At 70.4% G+C, this 17,365-nt stretch carries 14 protein-coding genes and 1 pseudogene; 6 read left to right on the top strand and 9 right to left on the bottom strand.

Annotated elements, in window-relative coordinates; genetic code table 11:
- Nucleotides 1–418: 418 nt before the first annotated feature.
- From ACWEV3_RS40780 to ACWEV3_RS40770, 3 genes are all read left to right on the top strand, one after another.
- Nucleotides 419–1,768, top strand: coding sequence for a DUF222 domain-containing protein (locus tag ACWEV3_RS40780; RefSeq protein ID WP_452619033.1), 1,350 nt, complete (start codon nt 419–421; stop codon nt 1,766–1,768).
- Nucleotides 1,769–1,982: 214 nt separating this feature from the next.
- Nucleotides 1,983–2,456, top strand: a complete 474-nt coding sequence (locus tag ACWEV3_RS40775) for a carboxymuconolactone decarboxylase family protein (protein ID WP_452619032.1) — start codon at nt 1,983–1,985, stop codon at nt 2,454–2,456.
- Between the two features lie 29 nt (nt 2,457–2,485).
- On the top strand, nt 2,486–3,409 hold the full coding sequence (locus tag ACWEV3_RS40770) for an RNA polymerase sigma-70 factor (protein WP_452619031.1): 924 nt from the start codon (nt 2,486–2,488) through the stop codon (nt 3,407–3,409).
- Nucleotides 3,410–3,458: 49 nt separating this feature from the next.
- Here the strand turns inward: ACWEV3_RS40770 and ACWEV3_RS40765 are convergent, their stop codons facing one another.
- The 6 genes from ACWEV3_RS40765 to ACWEV3_RS40740 are packed head-to-tail and all read right to left on the bottom strand — an operon-like array spanning nt 3,459 to nt 9,660.
- Entirely contained in the window at nt 3,459–4,100 is a 642-nt protein-coding gene (locus ACWEV3_RS40765) for a class II aldolase/adducin family protein (protein ID WP_452619030.1), read from the bottom strand.
- A 12-nt stretch (nt 4,101–4,112) separates the two neighbouring features.
- A complete protein-coding gene (locus ACWEV3_RS40760; protein WP_452619029.1) occupies nt 4,113–4,604 on the bottom strand; it encodes a ribose-5-phosphate isomerase in 492 nt (163 codons plus the stop codon).
- Complete coding sequence (locus tag ACWEV3_RS40755; RefSeq protein WP_452619028.1) at nt 4,601–6,364, bottom strand: dihydroxyacetone kinase family protein; 1,764 nt, start codon at nt 6,362–6,364, stop codon at nt 4,601–4,603. Before ACWEV3_RS40755 ends, ACWEV3_RS40760 begins: the two co-directional genes overlap by 4 nt.
- Nucleotides 6,365–6,394: 30 nt before the next feature.
- Nucleotides 6,395–7,858, bottom strand: coding sequence for an FGGY family carbohydrate kinase (locus tag ACWEV3_RS40750; protein ID WP_452619027.1), 1,464 nt, complete (start codon nt 7,856–7,858; stop codon nt 6,395–6,397).
- Entirely contained in the window at nt 7,855–8,913 is a 1,059-nt protein-coding gene (locus ACWEV3_RS40745; RefSeq protein WP_452619026.1) for a 2-hydroxyacid dehydrogenase, read from the bottom strand. The genes ACWEV3_RS40750 and ACWEV3_RS40745 overlap by 4 nt, the downstream gene beginning before the upstream one ends.
- Nucleotides 8,914–8,961: 48 nt before the next feature.
- A complete protein-coding gene (locus tag ACWEV3_RS40740; protein WP_452619025.1) occupies nt 8,962–9,660 on the bottom strand; it encodes an HAD family hydrolase in 699 nt (232 codons plus the stop codon).
- A gap of 132 nt (nt 9,661–9,792) precedes the next feature.
- On the opposite strand from ACWEV3_RS40740, the gene ACWEV3_RS40735 reads away from it, so the two are divergent.
- The 3 genes from ACWEV3_RS40735 to ACWEV3_RS40725 all read left to right on the top strand — a co-directional run bounded on the left by ACWEV3_RS40735 (nt 9,793) and on the right by ACWEV3_RS40725 (nt 12,881).
- Nucleotides 9,793–10,581, top strand: coding sequence for a DeoR/GlpR family DNA-binding transcription regulator (locus tag ACWEV3_RS40735; RefSeq protein WP_093277007.1), 789 nt, complete (start codon nt 9,793–9,795; stop codon nt 10,579–10,581).
- Nucleotides 10,582–10,736: 155 nt separating this feature from the next.
- On the top strand, nt 10,737–12,101 hold the full coding sequence (locus ACWEV3_RS40730) for an MFS transporter (RefSeq protein ID WP_452619024.1): 1,365 nt from the start codon (nt 10,737–10,739) through the stop codon (nt 12,099–12,101).
- Nucleotides 12,102–12,149: 48 nt separating this feature from the next.
- Nucleotides 12,150–12,881: a hypothetical protein gene (locus tag ACWEV3_RS40725; protein ID WP_452619023.1), complete on the top strand. Its 732-nt coding sequence runs from the start codon at nt 12,150–12,152 to the stop codon at nt 12,879–12,881.
- Nucleotides 12,882–13,172: 291 nt separating this feature from the next.
- On the opposite strand, the pseudogene ACWEV3_RS40720 reads toward ACWEV3_RS40725, so the two are convergent.
- The 3 genes and pseudogenes from ACWEV3_RS40720 to ACWEV3_RS40710 all read right to left on the bottom strand — a co-directional run.
- A pseudogene (locus ACWEV3_RS40720) lies at nt 13,173–13,832 on the bottom strand (PIG-L family deacetylase); the annotation flags it as partial.
- Nucleotides 13,829–16,312 (bottom strand): GtrA family protein, encoded by a 2,484-nt coding sequence (locus ACWEV3_RS40715; RefSeq protein WP_452619022.1) that lies wholly within the window; start codon nt 16,310–16,312, stop codon nt 13,829–13,831. The gene ACWEV3_RS40715 and the pseudogene ACWEV3_RS40720, both read right to left, overlap by 4 nt.
- A complete protein-coding gene (locus ACWEV3_RS40710) occupies nt 16,312–17,295 on the bottom strand; it encodes a glycosyltransferase family 2 protein (protein WP_452619021.1) in 984 nt (327 codons plus the stop codon). Before ACWEV3_RS40710 ends, ACWEV3_RS40715 begins: the two co-directional genes overlap by 1 nt.
- Between the last annotated feature and the right edge of the window lie 70 nt (nt 17,296–17,365).

The following is a 17,365-nucleotide window of genomic DNA, read 5'->3' as shown; positions in this document are numbered from 1 at the left end:
CCCGGCCTCGCGGCCGCCCCTTCGGGGTTTCAGGCTTGACATCCGACCCGCAGCCCCAGAGCGGCTTTGTATCGCGGGGATGGCCCGGAGTGGGCCGGCCCGTTCGCGGCTTGCGTTGCGGGGTGGGCGTTTTCGGGTTTGTTGAGGCCGGTGGAGTTTTGGTTTCGGGGGTTCCGTTACAGCGGTCCGGCCATTGCTGGGATGGCGCGACTTCGCGGGAAGCCAGCCCTGGTCGCCGGGCGCGGCACGCATGACCGATGGCGGCGCGGGCTTGGCGGTGGATGGGGTCGCCTTCGGCGTGTCGTGACCGTTTCCCTTGACATGGAACCGTTTTCGCGACCTGTGGCGGGGTGTTTCACCTGATCAAGCGACCACAAAAAACGTGCGAACGCGCGTTCGAGTGCGGGACAATTGTGGCATGACACCGCTACTGAACACCCCTGATGCGACCAGGGACCTCACTGGTCCGTGGTCGGCGGTGTCCTGCACCGACACCGAACTCGCCACCCGCATCCAAGAACTGGAAAAGGAGATGCGGGTACTGATGTGGGAGCAACTGCAATACATCGCCGAGGCCGACCACCGAAGCATTCGTACCGAGACCACCGCCCGGTCGCTGCAGGTCTGGTTGCAGGGACTGCTCAACATCGACCCGCGTGACGCGAAAACCCGCGTCACAGTCGCCCGCAACGTCGAAGACCGGCAAACCTTCCACGGCGAGCTCATGCCACCCGACCTGCCCGACACCGCCGCCGCCTTGTCGGAGGGTGAGATCGGGCTGGAGCACGCGCGCGTCATCGTCAACGGAATCCGCCGCCTACCCGAGTACGCCCGCTGCCACCAGGTCGCCGAGGTCGAATCAACGCTTGCCGGGTATGCGCGGACGATGTCGCCGAGGGAACTGGAGAAACTCGCCGAACGCATCCGCTACCTCCTCGACCAGGACGGCGCGTACCGCGACGAGGAAACCCAGCACGAAGCACGGGAGTTGTACTACGGCACCACCCGGGACGGGATGACCGTCATCAAAGCGAAACTGGACCGCGAGACGGGGGCGAAATTCGCTGCGCTCATGCAACCGCTGGCCGCACCCCGGCCCGAGATCGACGGCGAGAAAGACCCCAGCACGACCGGGCAGCGCAACGCCGACGGATTCGCCGCATTGCTGGACCTGGCACTGGACCACGACGGGACGCCCCGCACCGGCGGGCAGCGGCCGCAGATGACCATCGCCATCGACTTCGACGACCTCAAGCGGGGCTTGGAGGTCATCGGCGAGGACGGCATGCCCGGCACACTCAACACCGAACGCGCCATCACCGCCCACAACGCCCGCCGCATCGCGTGCGACGCCGAAATCCTACCGATGGTGCTTGGCGGTGACAGTCTGCCGCTGGATGTCGGCCGGGCGAAACGAACCGCACCCACTCACATTCGAGCCGCGTTGCTTCGGCGCGATGGCGTGTGCGCCTTCCCGGGGTGTGACCGGCCGCCGGGGACACCGGAAGCGCACCACGTCCGGCACTGGGCCGACGGTGGCGCAACCGATCTGGACAACATGGTGATGCTCTGCGCACACCACCACCGCACACTCCACAACCAACGCTGGGACATCACCATGCACGACGGGAGACCCCAGTTCATCCCACCGCCCACAATGGACCCCAGACGAACACCCAGACCAGGCGGCACAGCACTACCCACCCAACACCGCGAGTACCTCCGGGACCTCATCCCCGCACCACGGGGCCCGGCGGGCGAATTATGACGCCCGGATGTGGAGCTGCCCGTTTGTCGGAGTTGTTCGGCCTGCAGCCGCTCCACGCGCCAACGCCGAACCAGGTGTCGACCGGACGGGCCGGGACCTGGGAAGCACACATGCCCGCAGCTAGGAGACGCAGGTCACATTCTGCGATGTCACAGGGAGTCGAGTCACCTCGTCTCGGGAGGTGTAGCCACTGACGACCACGGAGGAGCACATCATGGACGCGCGACTGAACTACCTCGCCAGCCCGATCGCCGCCAAGGCCAGCAAGTACCTCATGTCGGCGGGCAAGGCACTCAAGGAAGGCCCGCTGCCCGCCACGACGCAGGAGTTGGTTGCGCTGCGCGTGAGCCAGATCAACGGCTGCGCCGCCTGCATCGACATGCACACGAAGGATGCCGCCGTTGCCGGTGAGACCTCGGTGCGGCTGAACCTGGTCGTGGCGTGGCGGGAGGCCACGGTCTTCACCGAGGCCGAGCGTGCCGCTCTGGAACTGGCGGAGGAGGGAACCCGGGTCGCGGATGCGGCCACCGGTGTCAGCGACGACGTGTGGGCGCGCGCCGCCAAGCACTACGACGAGGAGCAGCTCACCGCCCTGGTGCTCATGGTTTCCTTCATGAACATGGTGAACCGGCTGAACATCATCACCCAGCAACCGGCCGGCGACTACGTGCCCGGGCAGTTCCACTGAACTACAGCTTCAACGGGAGGAGAGTCGGCGTGAGCAAGGTCGAGGAGTTCGAAGAGCTGCGGCCGCTGCTGTTCTCGATCGCCTATCGGATCCTGAGCAGTGTCGGTGAGGCCGAGGACGCGGTGCAGGAGACGTGGCTGCGCTTCGACCGCTCTTCGACCCTGCCCACGTCGACCAAGGCCTTCCTGTCCGCCACGGTGACGCGGATCGCGATCGACGTGCTGCGTTCCGCGCGGGTGCGGCGCGAGGAGTACGTCGGTCCGTGGTTTCCCGAGCCGTTGCTCAACGATCCCTACCAGGATCCGGGCCGGGCGGCGGAGCTGGCCGACTCGGTGTCGATGGCGGCGCTGCTGCTGTTGGAGCGGCTCAGCCCGCTGGAGCGGGCGGTGTTCGTGCTTCGGGACGTGTTCGCCTTCGGGTTCGACGACATCGCTGCGGCGGTGGGGCGCTCGGAGTCGGCCTGTCGGCAGCTGCTGGTGCGGGCGCGACGTCATATGGAGGCCGGGCGGCCGAGGTTCGCGGCCGATCGGCAGGAGCGGCAGGAGCTGGCGACGCGGTTCTTCGATGCGTTGAAGGACGGCGATGTGGGCTCGCTGCAGAGCCTGCTGGCCGCCGACGTGCATTTGGTCGGGGACGGCGGCGGGAAGGCTCCGCAGCTGGCCCGGGCCGTCGTCGGTGCCGAGAACGTGGCCCGGGTGCTGGGCACCGTCTTCCCCTGGCTGATCCAGATCGACGTGATGTTCGAGCCGCGCGAGGTCAACGGCCAGCCCGGCGCCATCTTCCGCGACCGGGACGGCAAGATCCTGCACGCCATGGTCCTCGATGTGCTCGACGGGCAGATCCAGGCCATCCGCAGCGTGATCAACCCCGACAAACTCGGCCACATCGGGCCGGTCGGCGACGCCTGGGCCGTCGACCGCGAGGTGAAGCAGGTCCGTCGGGGCCGGAAATGACGATGTCGCGGGACGCGCCGGTGCGCGGCCCGCGACATCGAGCTCCGTGCTACTTCTGGCCGTAGCCCGCGAACAGTTCCGCGCAGCGCGCGAGTTCCGCGTCGCTGAGCAGGCTCGGTTCGCCCGTTCGGCTCGCGGTCAGCCAGAGTTCGCAGAGCCACTCCAGCTGCCGCGCCCTGTTGTAGGCCTGCGACAGGCTCGCCCCGATGGTGATCGTTCCGTGGTTCCGGAGGATGCACCCGGTGCGTCCTTCCAGCGCCTTGGACATCGTCTCGGCCAGCTGGTCGCTGCCGAACGTGGCGTACTCCGCCACCTGCACGGTGCCGCCGAAGTCCGCGAGCTGGTAGTGCACCGCCGGAACGTCGTTGCGCAGCAACGACAACGCCGTCGCGTTCAGCGAATGCGTGTGCACCACTGCCCCGGCGTCGTGCCGCTGGTAGGCGGCGAGGTGCATCGGCAGTTCCGACGTCGGCTTGAGGTCTCCCTCCACCACCTCGCCGGTGAGGTCCACCAGCGGGATGTCGGCCACCGCCAGCTTGTCGTAGTCGACGCCGGACGGTGTCACCGCCACCAGATCGCCGCTGCGGACCGACACGTTCCCGGACGTGCCGACCACCAGCCGGTCCGACGTCATCCGCCGGGCGATCTCGATGACCTCGCGCCGTTGCTCGGCCAAACGCGAACTGCTCACTTCATCCCTCGTTCAGCAGGTGGCGCCGGAAGATTCCGGCGCCGACTCGTAGCCCTTGATCGCGGCGACCTTCTCCGCCGATGGCGAAGACTCGTCGAACCGGTGCTCCAGCCACTCCGACGCCAGCTTCCGGGCCAGCTCCAAGCCGACCACGCGCTGGCCGAAGCACAGCACCTGGGCATTGTTGCTGAGCACCGACCGCTCCACCGAGTAGCTGTCGTGCGCGGTGACGGCCCGGATGCCCGGCACCTTGTTCGCGCTGATCGCCACGCCGAGCCCGGTGCCGCACACCAGCAGCGCCCGGTCCGCTTCGCCCTCGGCGACCAGCCGGGCCGCGTTGACCGCCACGTGCGGGTACGCGGTGTGCTCGTCCGAGCCGACGCCCACGTCCACCACGCCGGCCACCCGGGGATCGTTCTCCAGGTCCTTCTTCAGCGCTTCCTTGTACTGCAGCCCCGCGTCGTCGGAGCCGACCACGATGCGCAGCGGCGCCTGCTCAGTCACTTCTCGCCATCCTTCCCGTTCCCGGCGAGCCCAGCACCGCCGGCTAGTACCGTCCCGATCCGGGTGAGCGCGAGCGCCAGCGACGTCGCGCCCGGGTCCGGGGTTCCGACGCTGCGCTCGGCCAGCGGCCTCGCGCGCCCGGTGCGGGGCCGAAGCTCCGCGGTGCTCTCGGCGGCCTTCGTCGCCGCCTTCGCGGCCTGCTGCCACGCCTCGGTGCCGGTCGCACCCGCCTCGACGGCAGCGCGCAGCTCCTCCACGAACGGCACCAGCGCGTCGACCAGCGTCTTGTCGCCGAGCTCCGCCCGGCCCAGGCGCTGCACCGCCGCGAGAGCCGCAGAGGCACCCGCGGTCAGGTCGTTGGCCATGGCCGCGCGGTGATCCGGCAGTAGGTCGCCGAACGACCGCAGCGCCGCGCCCCACAGCACGCCCGACGTGCCGCCGGCCTTCGCCGCCCACGCGTCGCCCGCTGCGACCAGCACCGCGGCCGGGCCGACGCCCTGCGCCACGGCCTCGTCCGCGGCCGCCACCGCTGCCGCGCTGCCGCGCGTCATGCCGCGGCCGTGGTCGCCGTCGCCTGCGATCGCGTCGAGGCGGCCGAGCTCTTCTTCCTTGTCGTGCAGCAGGTCCGCCACCTCGTGCAGGGCCTTCCCCACGACCGCCGCCGTCGCCTGGCCCTCCGGCGGAGCCACCACCGTCACCTTCTCCGGTGCCGCCGGCAGCTCTTCGTCCACATCAGACTCTTCCGCTTCGGCGAGGACGACATTCCCCTTGCGGTAGGCGGGGGTGTCGGCCGGCGCCTGCCACAGCCGCTCCAGCTCCGGGTCCAGCCAGGTCAGGGTCAGCGAGCAACCGGCCATGTCCAGGCTGGTCACCAGCTCACCCACCTCGGGCGCGACGACCTCCACGCCCGCCTCGGCCAGCAGCCGGGACACGGTGCCCCAGACCACGAACAGTTCCTCGTACTTGGTGGCGCCGAGCCCGTTGAGGATCGCCGTCACCCGCGGCTTCGCCGCACCGGTCTCCGGGGCCTCCGCGAGCAGGCCGTCGACGAGGATCTTCGCCAGCTCCGACGCCGAAGGCAGGTCGCGCTCGGAAACGCCGGGCTCGCCGTGGATGCCGAGGCCGAGCCCCATCCGGCCCTCGGGCACCTCGAACAGCGGCTGGTCCTGGCCCGGCAGCGTGCAGCCGTCGAAGGCCACGCCGAGGCTGCGGGTGCGCGCGTTCGCGTGCTCGGCGACCCGCACCACCTCGTCGAAGGAGTAGCCCTCCTCGGCCGCCGCCGAGGCGACCTTGAACACCACGAAGTCGCCGACCACGCCGCGGCGCTTGGTCTGCTCCGACGCCGGGGCGCTGGCCACGTCGTCGGTCACCACCACGTTGTGCGCGCGGATCCCGTCGCGTTCCAGGCGTTCCACCGCCAGCCCGAAGTTCATGTTGTCGCCGGCGTAGTTGCCGAACGAGAACACCACCCCGGCACCGCGGTCGACCGCACGGCCCACCGAGTAGGCGTCGTCGGCCGACGGCGAGGTGAAGATGTTGCCGATGACCGAGCCGTCGGCGAAGCCCGGGCCGACCACCCCGCAGAACGCCGGGTAGTGCCCGGAGCCCCCGCCGGTGACCACGGCGACCTTGCCCTGCCGCGCGCGTTTCGCCCGCACCACGCCGCCCGGCACCTGCCGGACGTAATCGGGGTGCGCCGCCACGAAACCGGTCACCATGTCCTCGGTGAACGACGCGGGATCGTCGTACAAGCGCGTCATCTGCTGCTCCTCAGCGCCATGTCTTGCAGGTCAGGAGGTTGCGCCCCACAGCGGGCGGGCGCGGTCGATCGATTCCAGGTACTCGCGGTAGCCGCGCTCGTAGAACTCCACGGCGTTCGGGTGCGGCACCACGGTGCGCCGCGCCGCGGCCCACTTGGCCCGGTCCACCGGCTCACCCAGCGAGTCCCACGCGGTCATCGCCGCGCCGCGCGCGCCGACACCTTCCTCGTAGGGCACGTGCAGCGGCCGGCCCAGCACGTCGGCGAAGATCTGGCTCCACGCCGCCGATCGCGCGCCGCCACCGCACGCCGAGACCTCGCCGGTCAGGCCCGCGGTCTCCAGGTTGTGCCGCGCCGCGTAGGCCACCGCCTCGCACATCGCGCGCACCAGGTCGGACTGCGTGGTTTCCAGCGACAGCCCGGTGAACTGGCCGCGGGCGTACGGCTCGACGAACGGGGCGCGTTCGCCCGAGCTGGACAGGAACGACAGCGCCGACACGCCACCGGCGCCGGGTTTGCTGTTGCCCAGCAACGTTTCCAGCTGGTCCACGCCGGCGCCGACCATGCTCAGCACCCAGTCCAGATTGGCGGTGCCGACCATCGCGGGCATCACCCGCAGGTACCGGCCCGGCAGCGGCGTCGCCAGCCACATGCCCGCGACCTCGCCCTCCGGATCGATGACGACTTCGTCGCGCAGCACCTGGCAGCCCAGGGTCGTGCCGATCACCAGGCTGCCGTCGCCGACGTTGCTGACGCCGGAGCCGAACGCGCAGGCGGGCAGGTCGAACGGGCCCGCCGACACCGGCAGCCCGGCGGGCAGCCCCAGGTCCTTGGCGCTCTTGCCGTCCAGCGCGAACAGCTTGTTCGGCGGGGCCGGTTCGGCCAGCAGCCGCCGGTGCTCCTCGATGCCGCAGGCCTGCAGCGCTTCCTGCGAGTAGCTGCGGTTCGGCACGTCCAGGAACGGCAACGACGCGTCGGAGGCGTCCACGGTGATCTCACCGGTGAAGCGCTGCACGATCGCGTCCACGCAGTAGCCGGCGACCGCGGCGCGCTCCAGCCGCTCCGGGGCGTGTTCGGCCAGGTGTGCCAGCAGCGGACCGGCCGAGCCGGGGAACATCCCCGACCCGGTCAGCCCGTACACCTTCCGCTGCACGCCGGAGGATTCCCAGCGGTCCAGCACGTTCGCGGCGCGGGCGTCCAGCCACGAGATGGCCGGGCCGACCTGCTGCCCCTGGTGGTCGCGCAGCCACAGCCCGTCGCCCTGGCCGGTGATGGCCAGCGCCTCGATCGGCTCGCCGACCTGCTCGGCCGCGGCGGCGACCTCGCGCACCACCTGGACGACCGAGCCGATGACCTCTTCGAGGTCCTGCTCGACCCGGCCGCCGGACTGCCGGTGCAGCGTGCTGCGCTTGCTGTGCGTGACCAGCGCCGTGCCGTCGCGGTTGATCAGCGACGCCTTGGTCACCGACGTGCCGACGTCGACCCCGACGATCATGGCCGCAGGCCTTCGAACTTGGCCAGCACGTCCGGGTTGGCGACGAAGCGCGGCCGCTCCCCGCCCAGGAAGCGGGCGACCTCGCCGGCGACGATCTCGGCGGCGCGGTGCGCGGTCTGGCGGGTCGCCCCGGCCAGGTGCGGCGTGGTGATGACGTTCGGCGCGTCGAACAGCGGCCAGTCGCGCGGCGGCGGTTCGATGTCGTAGACGTCCACCGCCAGGGCGCCGAGGCGGCCGGACTTCAGCAGCTCCGGCAGCGGCTCGTAGTCGAGCAGCCCGCCGCGCGCGGAGTTGATCAGCACCGCGCCTTCCGGCAGCAGCTTGAGGTTGTCGGCGTTGAGCAGGTTCTTGGTCTCCGGGGTGAGCCGCGCGTGCAGGCTGACCACGGAGCTGCGCCGCAGCAGCGCCTCCAATTCGACGAGCTCGACGCCGTCGTTGGTGGCGTCCTCGGCCTTGACGAACGGGTCGGACACCAGCACGTGCGCGCCGAAGGCCTTCAGCACCCGGGCCACGATCTTGCCGATCGCGCCGTAGCCGACCAGGCCGACGGTGGAGCCTTCCAGCTCGATGCCGGCGTTCTCGTAGGCGTAGTAGTCACCGCGCCAGTTGCCCGCCTTGAGCTCGGCGTCGGAGCCGGGGATGCGGCGCAGCGCGGCGAGGGTCAGGCCGACCGCGAACTCGGCGGCCGCGGCGGCGTTGCGGCCGGGCGCGTAGCTGACGATCACGCCGTTGTCGGTGGCGGCCTGCAGGTCCACGTTCACCGGGCCGCCGCGGCAGACGCCGACGAACTTCAGCTGCGGGCTGTTGGCCAGCACGTCCGCGGTGAACGGCGCCATCTGGGTGGCGACGATCTCCACGCCGCCGAGCGCGTCGAGCAGCTGCTGCTCGGTGCCGCTGGCCTCGTGGACGTTGCCGACCGGGCCGAACGGCTCGATGGGCCACGGCAGCTTCAGGGTGCTGAACTGCAGGTCGTGCGCACCGGCGCTGTTGCGCAGGGCGTCGACGAACACCTCGGGAGCGACGAAGTGGTCACCTGCGGCCAGAACGCTGGTCATGAGGACTCCTTTGTCTCTTGCTTTCGGTGAGCTCGGCTGCCGCGGTCGTCAGCTGCCGACCGGTTCGGGCAGTCCGCTCACCAGGCGCGCCCGGACGTCGTCCAGGTCGGTGGCGACGTAGCTGGCGCCGGCCAGGGCGTCTTCGGCCGGCGGGTAGTCGGAGTTGGGAATGGCCACCACAGTCATCCCCGCTGCGGCGGCGGCGCGCAACCCGTTGCTGGAGTCCTCGACCGCCAGGCAGTGCCGCGAGTCCTGGCCGAGCTTCTCCGCGGCGGAGAGGTACACGTCGGGGCTGGGCTTGCCCTTGGGCACCTCGGCGCTGGAGACCGTCGCCGTGAAGTGCTTGATCAGGCCGTGGCGGTCCAGGACCGCGTCGATGAGCCGGCGCGGCGCGGACGAGGCGAGCGCGATCGGGGCGCGCGCGGCGACCTCGGTGACCATCTTCTCGGCGCCGGGCAGCAGCTCGATCTCACCGCCGTCGAGCGCGGCGATCATGTCGTCGACGACGATGCGCTCGGTCTCCGCCGCGGACTCGGGGGCCGCGCTGAAGTCGGCCAGGAACGCCGACCACTCGGGGGCGCTCATGCCCTGCACCTGCCGGGTCTGCTCCACCGTCCAGGTCTTGCCGCGAGCGGCGGCGAACTTCGCCCACATCCGCTCCCACAGGTGCTCGCTCTCGACCAGGACGCCGTCCATGTCGAACACGACCGCGCGGTGGGTGCCGTTCGGCCCTTCGGGCTGGGTCATCTTTACCTCCCGCCAAACACTGACACGGTCAAATTAACACGATTGACGTTAAGTGTCACCCTCATAGTGATACTTCCGTGAGTCCGTGGCATCCGGCGGCACGTGCTCCGCACCACGGGGCAAGATGGCCGCATGTCGTCCGCACCGAAGAAGCAGTCCGCCCGGCTCCTGCGGCAGCAGAAGATCATCGACCACGTGGTCGGGCAGGGGTTCGCCAGCGCCGCGGAACTGTCCGAGCTGACCGGCGTCAGCCTGATGACGGTGCACCGCGACCTCGACGACCTGGTCACCCGGGGCCTGCTGCGCAAGTACCACGGCGGCGTCTCCGCCCAGCCGTCCACGGTGTTCGAGAGCAGCTCGGACTTCCGGCTGCACACCCACACCGTCGAGAAGGAAGCGCTGGCCAAGGACGCGCTGCAGTTCATCACGCCCGGCATGTCGGTGATGCTGGACGACTCGACCACCGCACTCGCGCTGGCCAGGCTGCTGCCCGAGGTCGGCCCGCTGACCGTGGTCAGCAACTACCGCCAGGTCCAGGAGGCGCTGCGCGACGTGCCCGACATCCGGCTGATCGGCCTGGGCGGCGAGTACTCCCGCACCCACGACTCCTATCTGGGCCTGCCCTGCCAGGAGATGATCAGCACCTTCTCGGTGGACATCGTGTTCCTGTCCACCTCGGCGATGAACGCGCGGCTGACCTACCACCAGGAGCAGGAGATCGTGCTGGTCAAGCGGGCGATGCTGGCCAGTGCGACGACCAAGGTGCTGATGATGGACGCCAGCAAGGTGGCCCGCTCGGCGCTGCACCAGTTCGCGCCGGTGCGCGCCTTCGACCACGTGCTGCTGGCGGGCGAACTGGACGCGGCACTGGTCGAGGAGATGCGCGAGGAGACCGACGTCCGGCTGTCGCCGGTGGAGTGATCGGGCCAGCGACGCTGTTGATCTTCACAAAGATTGCAAATGAATTAACGTCTTGCGCGTTAAACTGAACAAGGTGCATGATAGCCAGCACCCGTCGACCGGGGGCGCGTCCTAGCCGCGCACCACCGGGAAGTTCCGATTCCTTGGAGACAGTGATGTCCCAACAGACCTCTGCGGATGCCGAGTCGTTGCGGCCGGCCAGCAGACTCGACCGCATCGGTATCCCCAGGCAGCTCTTCTGGGGCTTCATCGCCGTGCTGATCTTCATGATCGGCGACGGCGTGGAGACCACCTTCCTGTCGGACTACCTGCAGCAACCCGAGGGCGGCGGACTGCCCGGCGCTACCGCGGCGTTCGCCACGGTCACGCTCTACGGCGTCGCGGCCATGATCGCCGCGTGGTTCTCCGGGACGCTCTCCTCCATCTGGGGCCCGCGCCGGGTCATGTGGCTCGGTGGCGCCTGGTGGGTCGTGTTCGAGGCCCTGTTCCTGTTCGTGGCGCTGCCCTCGCAGAACCCGACGCTCATCGTCGCCACCTACGGCATCCGCGGCTTCGCCTACCCGCTGTTCGCGTTCGCGTTCCTGGTGTGGGCGCAGATCGCCAGCCCCACGAAGATGCGCGGTTCGGTCGCCGGGTGGTTCTGGTTCGCCTTCACCGGTGGTCTGCCGACCCTGGGCGCGGCGGTGGCCGCGGTCTCCATCGGCGTGTTCGGCCTGAGCCAGCACGGCACGCTGGTGCTGTCGCTGGTGGTGGTCACCATCGGTGTGCTCATCGGTAGCTTCGCGGTCCGCGAGGAGCACGGCCTCAAGCCGATCGCCGACGAGACGGTCGCCAACCCGCGCAGCCTCAAGCGGCTGGGCGAGGGCGTGGACATCCTCTGGCGCGACCGCCGCACCCTGGCCGGTGGCCTGATCCGCATCGTGAACACCGCGCCGCAGTACGGTTTCTTCGCGATGTTCCCGTTCGTGCTCGGCCCGGCCACGCCGGGCGGTGGCTTCCTCACCGCTCCGCAGCTGGCCACGCTCGCGTCGATCAGCTACGGCGCGAACATCGCCGCGAACCTGTTCTTCGGCGTGTTCGGCGACCGCTTCGGCTGGCGCCGCACGATCACCTGGTTCGGCTGCGTGGGCTGCGCCATCGCGACCCCGCTGTGGTACTTCACCGCCGTGTCCACCCAGAGCTTCGCGGTGACCGCTACCTTCGGCGTCGTCTACGGCATCCTGCTGGCCGGGTTCGTCCCGCTGTCGGCGCTGATGCCGTCGATGGTCTCGCCCAAGGACAAGGGTTCGGCCCTGGCGATCCTGAACTTCGGTGCCGGTGGCGCGGCGTTCGTCGGCCCGGTCGTGGTCACGATCCTGTTCCCGCTGGTCGGCGGCGGCGGGGTGGCCATCGCGTTCAGCGTGCTCTACATCCTGGTGGCGTTCCTGAGCTTGAAGGTCAAGGACGGCTGCGACCCCGGCGAGCAGAAGCTGGCGCAGCGAGCTGCGCAGCACGTCACGACGGCCCGGTCCTCCGCGTAAGGTCCGCCGCCGCCGTCGTGAGCCCGCGTCCCGAGGACGCGGGCTCACGTGCATTCGGCCGTCGTCGCCGAGCGCGACCAGGTGGCGACCGCCCGGGGTGAACGCGAGCGGCCCGGCGATCCGGCCGGGGAGGACGGTCGTGGTGGTGCCGGACACCGCGATCCGGCCTTCGGCGTCGCGGGCCGCGACGATCGGGATGTCGCCGTCCAGCACGGCAAGCGCGGGATCGGACGTGGCGGCGGCGTCGATCGAGGCTACCGGCGCCCATCCCACATGTTCGCCGAGCACGACCAGCCGCCCGGTCGCGGCCTCCCGGAACGCCGCGAACGACTGGTGGCCGCGCGCGACGGCAACGGATCCTGCCGGGCGGTGCGCTTCCGGCGGCGCGACGAGCCGGCCGCCGGAGCCGTCGAGCCGCCAGTGCAGCAGCCCGGCTCGCGCGGTGGCGAAGACGTGTACCTCCCCGGTTCCGGTCAGCAGCACCGAAACGGTGTCGACGACCCCGGCGCCGCCGAGGTCCGTCCAGGCCGCCTGATCGGCGAACCGCGTGCTCACGCCGCCGCGCGCGTTGCGGACCGCGACCAGCGTCCTGCCGTCCGGTGTCGTGACGGCCGCCGGCGGCCCGCCCGACGGGTCGCCGAGGTCCTGCCAGCGGTCCGTCCCGTTGCGAAGCAGGATCTTGCCGGCGCGGTCCTGGATCACGAGCGCGCCCGGATCCGCGAAGCCCACCGACCCCTCGCGCGGCACGAACCCCGAAGTGTCCACAGCGGACTCCCCTGATTCGTTGCCTTCGAAGAGAATTCCACCTCGTACGTAGGCGTACGAGAGCCCGCCGTCCCGGCCGGTCGTGGCCCAGTTCGCGCTCCACGGCCAGCGGTGCCGCATGCTTCGCAGCCACGTCGCATAGGGCTCCGCCATGCTCACCTCGGCGTCGTGCTCCGCGTAGCGGGCGAAGATCGCGCGCTTGTCGTCGACGATCTCCGCAGGCAGGTTCGGTGGCGCATCCGCGATGTTGTAGTCGCGGTAGTGGACCAGGTGCGCCGATCCGGCTGATCGCATCGCGAGCTCGGCGAATCGCGCGGTCATCACGTGGTCCGGGTGATCGTGGTGGCTTCCCCACTGCGGCTGGTACCGGTCGTCCGGCTCGGGATCGTGGGTCCGCACGATGCCGGGAGCGAACCGCCGGTGGAGCCGGGCCAGCGCATCGAGCACCGAGGCGCGGTCGTGGACGCTGGTTCCCGCCAGCACCGAACCGTCCGGTCGCAGCGTCTCGACCCTGGCCGTCGGGTCGTGCCAGAGCCGGGTCAGCGCGCGCTTGCCTCCCGTGGCGTGCGGGTCGTTGTCGTCGGGCAGGTTCAGGAACACCAGCCGCACCCGAGGCCGATCGCGCAAGGTCTGCACCTCGGCCTGACGGCCGCCGGGCAGCGCCAGCCCGGCATGGTCCCAGGCGTCGGGAACTCCGGCCATCGCCGCGAACGCCGCCCGCGCCCCGGCCTGCCGCTGCGCGGCATACCGCGCGGCGGGCCGCACGTCGCTCTCCCCCGCCGTCAGGAACACCGTCGTCACGGTCGCGCCGGAGCGGATCGAGATGGCCAGGTCCGGGTTCATGAACAGGATGTCGTCGTCGGGATGCGCCACGACCTGCAGGTGGGAACGCGCCTGCGTGGCAGCAGCGGGATCGACGAGCAGCGCGATCAGCAGCACCGCGATCGCGGCGGCAAGTCCTCTCATCGCGGTTGCCTCCTCGCGCTCAGCGGGACGACGGTCAGCACCATCGCGAGCAGCGCTCCCGCGCACGCCAGCAGGAGGTGCAGGACGAATCCGGGCGGGCTCCAGGACAGCGCGAGCGTGCCGCCGGGCAGACCGGGCGGCAGGTGCACGACGAGCAAACCCGCTTCGGTTCCCCCGACCGGCACACGACGTCCGTCCACTGTGGCCCGATAGCCGGGCCAGGCCAGGCGCGCGAAGACCAGCTCCGCCCGGTCACCGGTGCGGCCGAACCGCACGGTCTCGCTGCGCTGCCCGTGCTGCAGGTCGTCGAGGACCTCCACACCGGGGCTGGCGCTCAACCGCCCGTACGGCCAAGGCAGTGCCGATTCCCGTTCCAGCACAACGACATCACTGTTCCGCCGGGCGACCCGCCAGCCCGCCGGCGCTTCGGTCACCTCGCGGAGGCGGCGCTGCACCACGACGCGGGTCGCCTTGAGCCGGTCGGCCAGCCCGTCCCACAACCGGTCGTAGGCCTGCGGGCAGGTGGCCCCGTAGTAGCTCAGGCAGAGGCGGCGATGCAGGGCGTCATAGCCGATTCCGGTGTAGGACACCAGGCTCGCGGCCCCGGCGGCGGCGTGCATGTTGCCGAACAGCAGGTGCCGCCACGCGCTCCGGGAGGCGACGTCGTCGGGTGGGATCAGCTCGCGGTCGGCGATCTGCACCAGCGTGCCGCCGCGGAATTCCGCGTAGCGGGACCGGAGTTCGGCGACGGAGGGCGGGAAGTTGTAGACGGCCACATCCCGGTTCGCCGGGAACCAGGCCATTTGCAGCGCAAGCGCGCAGACCGTGCCGAGGTGCAGCACCGCGGCGACCAACTGCTTGCGGTGCACCAAGACGGCGAGCAACACGAAGATCACGCCCAGCGACACGAGGTGCTTCGGCGCCAGCGAGGGCCACGCCGCGAACGCGAGATAGCCGCTCAGCAGAACAGATCCCGCGGAACACGCCAGCCGCGCCTTGAAGTGGTCGGTGCGCAAACCCCGCGACAGCGCCACGGCGAGCAGCACCGCCAACGCCAGGTGCAGCACCGCAACGTGCCGCAGCGGCCACCGGAACAGCCACACGTTGGACGGCCCCAAGCACAGCAGGAAGTAGCAGCCCGCCACCACCACCGCGCACCGGCAGCGGCGCCACAGCGCTCCGGCGGACCGCCAGTCCAACCAGGCCAGCAGCGGGACGGCGAACCACGCGAAGTAGGTGGCGGGCACCGACATCCGGAAGGTGCCGAAGGACAGGATCTGCGGCACGAACGAGGGCATGCTCGCGGCCAGCAGATCGCCGATGCCCGGCACCAGCCGGCCGATGTTGAACAGCTCGTGCCCGGACCGCCACCCCACCGCCGATGCCGCCAGGACCGGGAAGAACACCAGCGGCAGGCTCGCCGCGACGGCCACTCCCACCAGCACCAACCGCCGGACGCGCGGCCGGTCCCGGCCGGTTTCGGCCAACAGCCCGGCGAAGATCACGCCCAGCGCCAGCACACCGTAGGGATCACCGGCGGACACGCACAGGTAGCACAGCAGCCACGCCCCGAAAGCAGGCCTCCGCCGCCGCAACGCCCACCACGCCCACGGCAGCCACGCGAAGCCCATGAGCCCGCCCGCCCAGGTCGCGGCCTGGAAGTACAGCACGAACCCGGACACCGGCAGCGCCACCGCGAGCACCGACGCGATCCCGCGCGTCGCCCCGTAACCGCGGCAGAGCAGGAACGTCCCGACGCCGAGCGTGACGAGGAACTGCGTCTTCACCACCGCCGCGCCGACCGCGAGGTCGCCGATCCACACCACCAGCAGGAAATCCAGCAGGTGCACGGGATTCCAGATCCCGAACAGCGCCTCAGCGGCCAGGTTCCCGCCCATCCACGAGTCGACGTCCAGCCCCAGCGGCCAGTCCCCGGCCAGCAACCGCTCGCCCAGCCGGTGCCACATCGGGAGGAACTGCGCCGCGCTGTCGTCCCAGAAGTAGAAAGACGGGTTCACCAGCACCGGGACCTGGCCCAGCACCGCGACGGCCGCCCCGACACCGACCGCGCCCCGCCAGTCGACGCGCCGTTCGCGGCGACGCGGTCCGCTGGTGAGCGCTGCCCTGCTCAGCAGGAACGCCACGGGCACCACGACCAAACCCGCCGCGACCGGGGCGAACCTCGAATCGACGCCGAACACCCCCACCGAAACCACGACGACGGCGGTGCTCAACCCGATCACGACCAGGTTGGACAGCGGGAACAGCAGCAGGCTCCGCCGGTTCGGCACCACCCCGAAGGTGAACCGGCAGTTGAGCAGGTACGAGCACAGCGTCGCCACCGCCGTCGCGACCAGGTGCGCCACCAGGTACGGAACCAGCAGCAACAACGCCAGGTAGGCCGTGCAGTGCACGGCCGTGTTCACGCCACCGACGACCGCGAACCGCGCGAACTCCGATCTGCTCGCCTCGCGCCACATCACTCCCCCTGCAACGCCAGATCGGCGGCCGGGCGCAACCGGTGCGCACGCGCCTGCGGGTGGAACTCCGGGCTCGACTCCTTGACGAGGTAGTGCGGCCGCCGCTTGGCCTCGAAGTAGCTCTTGCCCAGGTACTCCCCGAGCACCCCGAGGAACAGCAGCTGCAACCCGCCCAGCCCGAGCACACCGGCGAGCAACGTCGCGTAACCGGGCACGTGCACACCGTCCACAATGGTGTTCGCCACGACGAAGAGCACGTAGCCGCCGGCCAGCAGCGCCACCAGCACGCCCAGGTAGATCGACAGCCGAAGCGGCCTGCTGTTGAACGAGGTCAGCCCGTCGATGCCGTAGTTCACCAGCGCGCCGAAGGTCCATCTCGAACCGCCGCCGCCCCGCGGCACGTTCCGGAACGACACGTACGCCGTGTCGAAACCGATCCAGGCGAACAACCCCTTGGAGAACCGGTGGTACTCCGGCAGCGACAGCACCGCGTCCACGGCCCGCCGCGACAGCACCCGGAAATCCCCGACACCGTCCTGCAATCGCACGTCCACGAGCCGCCGGCACGCCCAGTAGTACATCTTGGACAGTGCCGACCGGACGCGGTTCTCACCGTCGCGGCCGCGGCGGGCGACGACCTGGTCGTAGCCGGAGTCCAGCAGCGCCAGCATCCGCCGCAGCAGCCGCGGCGGATGCTGCAGATCGGCGTCCAGCAGCGCAACCCGGCCGCCCCGCGCATGCCGCAAGCCGCACAGCATCGCCGCTTCCTTCCCGAAGTTGCGGCTCAGCGACACGTAGCGGAAGCGCGGGTTCAGCGCCGCCAGCCGGCGCGCTTCGCGCAGCGTCCGGTCGGTGCTGCCGTCGTCGACCAGGATCACCTCGTAATCCCGGACGCGCCCGGACAGCGCCGCGACCAGCGCGTCGTGCAACCGTTGCAGGCCGTGCTCCTCGTTGAAGCACGGCACCACCATCGAGAGGTACATGGCAGGTCTCATCCCAGGTCGATCGACTCCCGCAGGAACCGGGAAGCCGCTGCGGGCCAAACGAATCGGC

It is taken from the genome of Saccharopolyspora sp. NPDC003752, from assembly GCF_053605825.1.
This window is presented reverse-complemented; position numbering and strand designations above follow the sequence as displayed.